Origin of the sequence: Actinoplanes sp. NPDC024001 (genome assembly GCF_040638955.1) — a bacterium.
Classification (GTDB): domain Bacteria; phylum Actinomycetota; class Actinomycetes; order Mycobacteriales; family Micromonosporaceae; genus Actinoplanes.
The window spans coordinates 47,343-53,934 of record NZ_JBEZZB010000063.1 but is presented as its reverse complement, the minus strand read 5'-3'; the positions used below and the strand labels follow the sequence as shown (position 1 = coordinate 53,934).

Annotated in this window: 8 protein-coding genes; 4 read left to right on the top strand and 4 right to left on the bottom strand. The window is 70.4% G+C overall.

The annotated features are described in order from the left end of the window. Window positions 1-252: 252 nt before the first annotated feature. On the top strand, window positions 253-516 hold the full coding sequence (locus AB0F81_RS24470; protein WP_360200804.1) for a hypothetical protein: 264 nt from the start codon (window positions 253-255) through the stop codon (window positions 514-516). A 106-nt stretch (window positions 517-622) separates the two neighbouring features. Here AB0F81_RS24470 and AB0F81_RS24465 read toward each other — a convergent pair whose 3' ends face one another. Both AB0F81_RS24465 and AB0F81_RS24460 read right to left on the bottom strand, forming a co-directional pair. Further along, on the bottom strand, window positions 623-1,621 hold the full coding sequence (locus AB0F81_RS24465; RefSeq protein WP_360200803.1) for a hypothetical protein: 999 nt from the start codon (window positions 1,619-1,621) through the stop codon (window positions 623-625). A 33-nt stretch (window positions 1,622-1,654) separates the two neighbouring features. After that, window positions 1,655-2,233, bottom strand: coding sequence for a CGNR zinc finger domain-containing protein (locus tag AB0F81_RS24460; protein WP_360200802.1), 579 nt, complete (start codon window positions 2,231-2,233; stop codon window positions 1,655-1,657). An 84-nt stretch (window positions 2,234-2,317) separates the two neighbouring features. Here AB0F81_RS24460 and AB0F81_RS24455 point away from each other — a divergent pair, with 84 nt between their 5' ends. Then, window positions 2,318-3,073: an MBL fold metallo-hydrolase gene (locus AB0F81_RS24455; RefSeq protein ID WP_360200801.1), complete on the top strand. Its 756-nt coding sequence runs from the start codon at window positions 2,318-2,320 to the stop codon at window positions 3,071-3,073. 473 nt (window positions 3,074-3,546) lie between these two features. On the opposite strand, the gene AB0F81_RS24450 is transcribed toward AB0F81_RS24455, so the two are convergent. Next, complete coding sequence (locus AB0F81_RS24450; protein ID WP_360200800.1) at window positions 3,547-3,858, bottom strand: hypothetical protein; 312 nt, start codon at window positions 3,856-3,858, stop codon at window positions 3,547-3,549. A gap of 100 nt (window positions 3,859-3,958) precedes the next feature. Next, the gene (locus tag AB0F81_RS24445; protein WP_360200799.1) at window positions 3,959-4,243 is read right to left on the bottom strand and encodes an antibiotic biosynthesis monooxygenase family protein; all 285 of its coding nucleotides are present in this window, start codon (window positions 4,241-4,243) and stop codon (window positions 3,959-3,961) included. A gap of 29 nt (window positions 4,244-4,272) precedes the next feature. Between AB0F81_RS24445 and AB0F81_RS24440 the strand changes: the two genes are divergently transcribed. Continuing rightward, window positions 4,273-4,860, top strand: a complete 588-nt coding sequence (locus AB0F81_RS24440; protein ID WP_360200798.1) for a GrpB family protein — start codon at window positions 4,273-4,275, stop codon at window positions 4,858-4,860. A gap of 905 nt (window positions 4,861-5,765) precedes the next feature. Continuing rightward, entirely contained in the window at window positions 5,766-6,557 is a 792-nt protein-coding gene (locus AB0F81_RS24435) for a polysaccharide deacetylase family protein (RefSeq protein ID WP_360200797.1), read from the top strand. Window positions 6,558-6,592: the final 35 nt, after the last annotated feature.

The window sequence follows — 6,592 nt, the reverse complement described above, 5'->3', positions numbered from 1 at the left end:
GTCCGCGTCCGCGACGGCGTCCGCGTCCGCGACGGCGCCCGCGTCCGCGACGGCGGCCGCGATGGTGACCACGTCCGTGGCGAAGTTGGCGACCGCGACCGCGATGGTGCCCGTGGGGGCGGCCGCGATGGCGCCCGCGGCCGCGATGGTGACCACGTCCGTGGCCGAGATGGCGACCGCGCTCGCGACGACGCCCGCGCGCGCGACGACGCCCAGGCCTACAACGACGCGTGCGCTCGGGACGGAACGGCGGTGACGGTGTCCCGGCTACCCGGCTGGGCCGCATACCCGAGGCGGGAGTGGCCGACCCGGTTGTTCACGCTACAGCCGGGACAGGTCGGCCGTTACCGGGCGAACTTCCGGTTTCTGTTCACCCGGTGCCCGTGCGATCCGAGCTGGTATTACGAGAACTGGCTGGTGCACGTCAGCAACGGTCCCGTGTCGCCCGAGCGCTTTCTCCACGGCGAACCCGCCTTCAACGTTGATCACCGCACCCACCTGTATGGCGGCCGCTGAACGTTCCACGCGCGCCGCCCTCGCCCCAGCCCTCGGCATGGGGACGCTGCCGGTGGCCGCGTGGTCTTGAATCCGGCCTTCCTCCGGTTCTGTGCCGGCCTGACCCCTAGCCGGTGGTCTTCTGGCTGAGCATCTTCGCGGCGGACCGGTTGCCGGCCTTGTCGATCGCCGTGTAGGTGATGCGCACCGTGCCCCTCGGCGGAACGCTGAACTTCATGCTCCACGTGCCCGATGCGGTCGGCGTCAAGGTGATCACCCTTGCCCGGCGCTGCGCGGCGGCCCGTGACGGGGCCTTCCGCCATGCGGTGCCGGTGTAATAGCGCCAGTTGGCGCCCCGTTTGTGGACCGCGGTCAGTGTGACGGCGCGGAGGCCGACGCCGGTGTCTGACGCGGTGCCCGTCAGGACCGACCAGGATCTGGCCGAAGCCGGGTTCGACGGCCTGGCCAGGGTGGCGATCGGAGCGGTCGCGTCCTTCTTGACCGAGACCGAGCCGATCTTGCGCGGGGTGGCTGTCCCATGCTCGTTCACCGGCGCCACCGTGACCTCGAACGCGCCCGCCTTCGCATAGGAATGGGTGATCGCCGCCTCGGCGATGCTGGCCCGGACGACATCGGTCCTGCCGTCGCCCCAGGAGATCTTGACCCGGTCGGCCTCGGCATACGTCTGGTAGGTCAGCGTCACCGCCTCGCCGAGCCAGACCGTGGACTCCCTGACCCGGTATCCACCGATGACCGTGGAAACCGTGACCTCTCCGGGTGTCCGGGTGGCTCCGGAAGCGGTCACACGCGGCGTGAAGGTGCCCACCTTCTCGTAGGTGTGCTCGGCCCGCGTCGTCGCTCCCGACACCGTCTCCACCGAGCCGTCGCCCCAGTCGATGATCTGCGTGGCGCTGGCCGGCGGGGCATCGTCGGAACGCGCGGACCGGATGAGTGTCGTTGTCTGACCCGCCCAGATGCTGTAGCTGGTGAGCCGCCACCCACCCTCCGCCAGCGTGCCCGTCGCGTCGGCCTGCCTGCTCGCGGCCAGCGTGATGCCGGTGCCGCTGAGCACCGCCGTGCCGAGGGCAAGGCCGAGGATCAAGGTCGTGCGGCGGGGCTGAGCCATGACCGGCAGGATACGGAGATGACCGCTGCGTGATCAATTCTGGCTCCGCCGGGCATAGGCGCGGGCCGCCCGGGCGCGGTCGCCGCAACGGATGGAACACCAGTGCCGGCGGCCGTTGCGCAGCAGGAACCGGGTGCAGGGCGGCGAGTCGCAGGCCGCCAGCCGGTCGGCGTCGGGGCCGGTGAGCAGGTCGGCCGCGTCGGCGGCGAGGACGCCGAGTGCGTGGTCGACGATCTGGTCGGTCGGGTGGGGGCGCACCCGGTGCGGCCCGGCGCTGCTGGCCCAGCGCAGCGGGGCAGCGGTCGGCACGCGGGTGAGCGCGTCGTTGACCGCGGCCACCGCCTCGGCGGGCGGAATGGTGCGCCGGACGCGAGCGGTCAGCAGGACGCGGATGTGCTGCCGCAGCGCACGCAAACGGCCGGCACACACCTCGTGCAGCTGGGCGTCGTCCGGAATCAGATCGTGCTCGGCGAGCCAGCGGGCGGCGTGCTCGGGTGTCGCTATCCGGTCGAGAACGTGGCCGCCCGGCGCGGTGAGCACGCTGTCGGCCAGGTCGAGCGCCGGATGCAGCTCGGCGCCCGGAGCGGGCGGTGGATAGGCGACCTCGGTCATGCCTCTCACGTTATGGGTTGCGCTCATCCGTGACAAGGCCCTAGGGTCACGGATGTCAGCCAAACTATCCGTGAGGAGATCACGATGGTGGATGTCCGTGCATTCGGCGGCCCGACCGCGCTCATCGAGTTCGGTGGCCTGCGCTTTCTGACCGATCCGACCTTCGACGAGCCGGGTGACTATCCGTTGCCGCGCGGCGACTTCCTCACCAAGACGGCCCCGGCCGCGATCACGCCCGATGAGCTCGGCCCGGTCGACGTGGTGCTTCTCTCGCACGATCAGCACCCCGACAACCTTGACCACTCCGGCCGCCGGCTGCTCTCCCAGGTGCCCCTGACCCTGACCACAACGAGCGGCGCCGGCCGTCTTGGTGGGGCCGCGCGCGGATTGGAGCCCTGGGCAAGCGTCGACCTCGACCGGCCCGGCGGTGGCTCGCTGACCGTCACCGCCGTGCCCGCACGGCACGGCCCCGAGGGCTCGGAGCCGCTGGTGGGGGACGTGATCGGTTTCGTCCTTTCCGGCGACGGCCTGCCCACGGTCTACGTCAGCGGCGACAACGCCTCACTCGACCTGGTCAAGCAGATCGCCGGCCGCTTCGGGCCGGTTGACACCGCGGTCCTGTTCGCCGGCGCGGTCCGTGCCGCCTGGCTCGACAATGCCCTGCTCACCATCGACAGCGCCCAGGCCGCCGAGGCCGCGATCATCCTCGGTGCCCGGCAGATCGTGCCGGTGCACCACGACAGCTGGGCGCACTTCACCGAGGGCCGCGAGTTGCTGGCCGAAGCGTTCGCCAAGGCCGACCTGACCGACCGGGTGCATTGGCCAACCCCGCACAGCTGACGGCAGCGCGTCGGCCGCTCCCGAGGCCTGCGCGGGCCTGACGCGCCAGCGCGCCAGACCGCAGCCGTCAGCCGCCGTCAGCCGCAGCCGCAGCCAGCCGCCGCAGCCGCCAGTCCGCCAGTCCGCCAGACCGCCAGACCGCTGGCGCGCCAGCCGCCAGCGCGCCGGCGGTCTGGCGTGGTGGCCGGTTTCTATGGCGTGCGGCGTGAGTGGCGGTGTGCTGGTGGTCTGGCGTGGTGGCCGGTGTTCGTGACGTGCGTCAGCCGCCACGTGTTACTGATCTGGCGCGATCGGCGGTATCCCTGCCGGGGCGGCGTTAGCCGGCCAGCGCGCTGATTATCTGGTGTCGCAGCCGGTCTTCGTCATGTGATGGCCTCGCATGGTCTTCGCCCAGATCGTTTCGGGCGGCGGCCGGCGTCACTGGCTGGGGCGGTACCTGGTTGCCGCCCGAGCTGATGGCGCGGCGACCCGCGTCACTCGCGCTTCGCCGCCTGTGCGTCTGCGCGCGCCAAGCGGATGCCGTCGCGAACCGCGTACCTGATGACCACGTAGAGGATGCCGCAGGCGAGAGCGAGGAGGAACAAATACCAGGCGCCGCGAAGCATGAGGACCACAAGGGGGTCGTAACCGTCGAGCATCAGCGTCCGTTCCGTCGGCAACCTGCGAATGATCTTCGCACGGTGGACTCGAACGACCTGGGGATCCCGCAACGTCGACGCCCGTGTCGAGGCGACGTTCCCGAGCCCGGCGCCGAGACCCACGCCGCCGCCGACCACCGCGTCCACCCTGCCGGTTCGGCGGGGCCGGGAACGTACGGTGGGTCGGCGGCGCAGCATTCGTTGACGCCAGTCGGTGCCGCCGTGGTCATTGTCGCCGCTGAGTAACCTATGGCGCTTCCACCGCGGAGATGCGGTACCGGTTCACTTCGGCGTGGCGCAGCGGAGGCAGATCCAGTTCGGGGCCGCCCGACGTGCGGAAGTGGTCCAGGTCCTCGTCGGAGTCCCAGCGTTCGTAGACGTTGATGCGTCCGGCGTCGAGCGGGTCCGGCGCCTGCGCGAAGTCCTGGCAGCCGGGTGCCTGGCGGGCCAGCCGGGTGACCTCGGTGACTGCGGCGAGGTAGCGATCCCGGTCCGAGGGGTCGACGTGCAGCGTTCCGGCGATGATGATCATCAGACTCCTCTGCGGTTATCCTGCTTCGCGTGTCGGTTCGTGATTCTGCCGCCAACCTGTTAGTTGTGCCTGCCGACGTGGGCTGGCAACACCGGGGGAAAGAGCTTGCCGAGCAGTTGCTTGCTGCGCTTGCGCCGTTGGCGCTGCGGGTGGAGCACATCGGAAGCACCGCCATCCCGGGCATGGCGGCGAAGCCGGTGTTCGACATGCAGGTCAGCGTCGCCGATCTCGAGGCGGCTGCCACCGCGTTCGACGGGCCGCTGGCCTCGCTGGGCTTTACGCGGCTGCCCTACCAGCAGGATCACGTGCCCGCCGGCTATGACGACCCGCCGCGGCTCTGGGCCAAGCGGTTCTGGCTACGCCGGAACCTCGGTGCGGACGTCAACCTGCACTGCCGCGTGGCGGGTTCGCCCAATGAGCGTCTCGCCCTGCTGTTCCGGGACTGGTTCCGAGCCCATCCGCAGGCCGTGCCCGCCTACGCCCGGTTCAAGGAGGTCCTCGCCGCCGCGGTCGATGACCTCGGCGTCTACACCGAGGTGAAGGATCCGGTGGTCGACCTGATCGGCGCCGTCGCGGAGGAGTGGGCAGCCACCACGAGCTGGTCGCCGCGCCACTGATGACCCATCTTGGACCTGGGTTCGCAGCCGCTGGCCGGAGGGAAGTGGGTGGCCGTCAGGGGGTGGTTGCTGGCGCCGGTCGACCGGCCTGGCGTGAGCTTGCGGCCGCTGGCCGGAGGAAGTGGGTACCCGTCAGGGGTGGTTGCTAGCGCCGGTCGACCGGCCTGGCGTGAGCTTGCGGCCGCTGGCCGGAGGAAGTGGCACAGGTCGACCGGCCTGGCGTGAGCTTGCGGCCGCTGCTCGGAGGGGAGTGGGCAGCCGCCACGGGTTGGCTGCCGCGGTTCCGGTAGATCAGGAGGCCACGCGTCGAGAGTTGACTTCCACCGTTGTCCGGTGCGCAGCCCGCTTCTGGACGACGGCGGGCATGGTCTCGGCTTCGTGCACAGTTCTCGATTGATCAACCGAGCTCGAGGTGTGGTCCGGCTCTTTTCGAGGCTCGGCCGACCACAGCATCACCGGCACGCATCGGCGGCCGGTTGTGCGGATTTCACCCGTGGCTGTGGTCACTGCGTCACCTTGGCGATTGACGGTGGTGGTCGCGGCTCGGAACGATGACGCGAAGCCGAACCCCGGGGGCGTCTGCCGCGATGACGACACCATTTGATCTGCCACGCCGCGAGCCGTACCGAATCTGGCCTGGAGCGGGCCGCTGCGCTTCCGCTGGCGTCGGCGAACCCGCAACGCGTACAGACGCGAGGCCATACTTCCCTGTCGCCCGCTGCGGCTCCTCCGGCTTCATCTGACCTCGGAGTGCGGGCCGGGCAGCGGGCCAGGCGAACCAAGGCCGCGTCTCGCCTCGGGCCAGTTCACCCCGGGCGGCCCGTTGTGGCTGCCAGCACCCGCTATGGAACCCGTGACCAACTCCCTGACGCCGCCGGCTCGTACCGTTCTGGAGCTGATATCTGATGCGCAGCGCCGTGAAGTTAGCCGTGGCCCTTCTGCTGGGATCGCTGATCGTCGTCGCGGTCTATCGCGCCGACGGCGACAAGGCCGCCCCCACCGCGGTGAAGGCCAGCCCGCCGGTGGTCTCCGCCCAGCCGTCGCCCAGTTTACGCGCGGCGGAGGCCGCGAAGGTCCAGACCCCGGCGAAGAAGAAACCCCGGAAACCGGTGGCCCAGGCGCAACCCGCGGCCCGCAAGAAGAGCAAACGTACGGTATCGCTCACCTTCGACGACGGGCCGTCGCCGTATACGCCGAAGATCCTGAACATCCTGCGCCGGCATCGGGTCAAGGCGACGTTCTGCCTGCTCGGCGCCAACGTCGGCGATTACCGCAAGACCGCGCGGCGGATCGTGCGCGAGGGGCACCGGGTCTGCAACCACAGTCGCAACCACGCCGATTTCACCACCCTGTCGCGCTCCGCCGCCCGGGCGAACGTGCGGAAGGCCCAGCGCAAGATCCGCAACGTGACCGGCCGCAGCCCGAAGACTTTCCGTTTCCCGTACGGCGCGAGCAACTCCGTAACCCGCGCTGTGGTTCGCGGCGAAGGGCTGCGGATTCTGGGCTGGACGGTCGACACCCGCGACTGGCAGGGCCCGCCGGCTGCGGTGATCACCCGTCGGGCGGTCCGCGACGTTCGTCCCGGGGCGGTGGTGCTCATGCATGACGGCGGCGGCGAGCGTGGTCCGACCGTCGCCTCGCTCGACCGGACCATCCGCAAGCTCAAGGCGAAGGGGTACACCTTCGTACTCGCCTGACGGCATGCTTGACCCCGGTGGCCCACCGAACTACG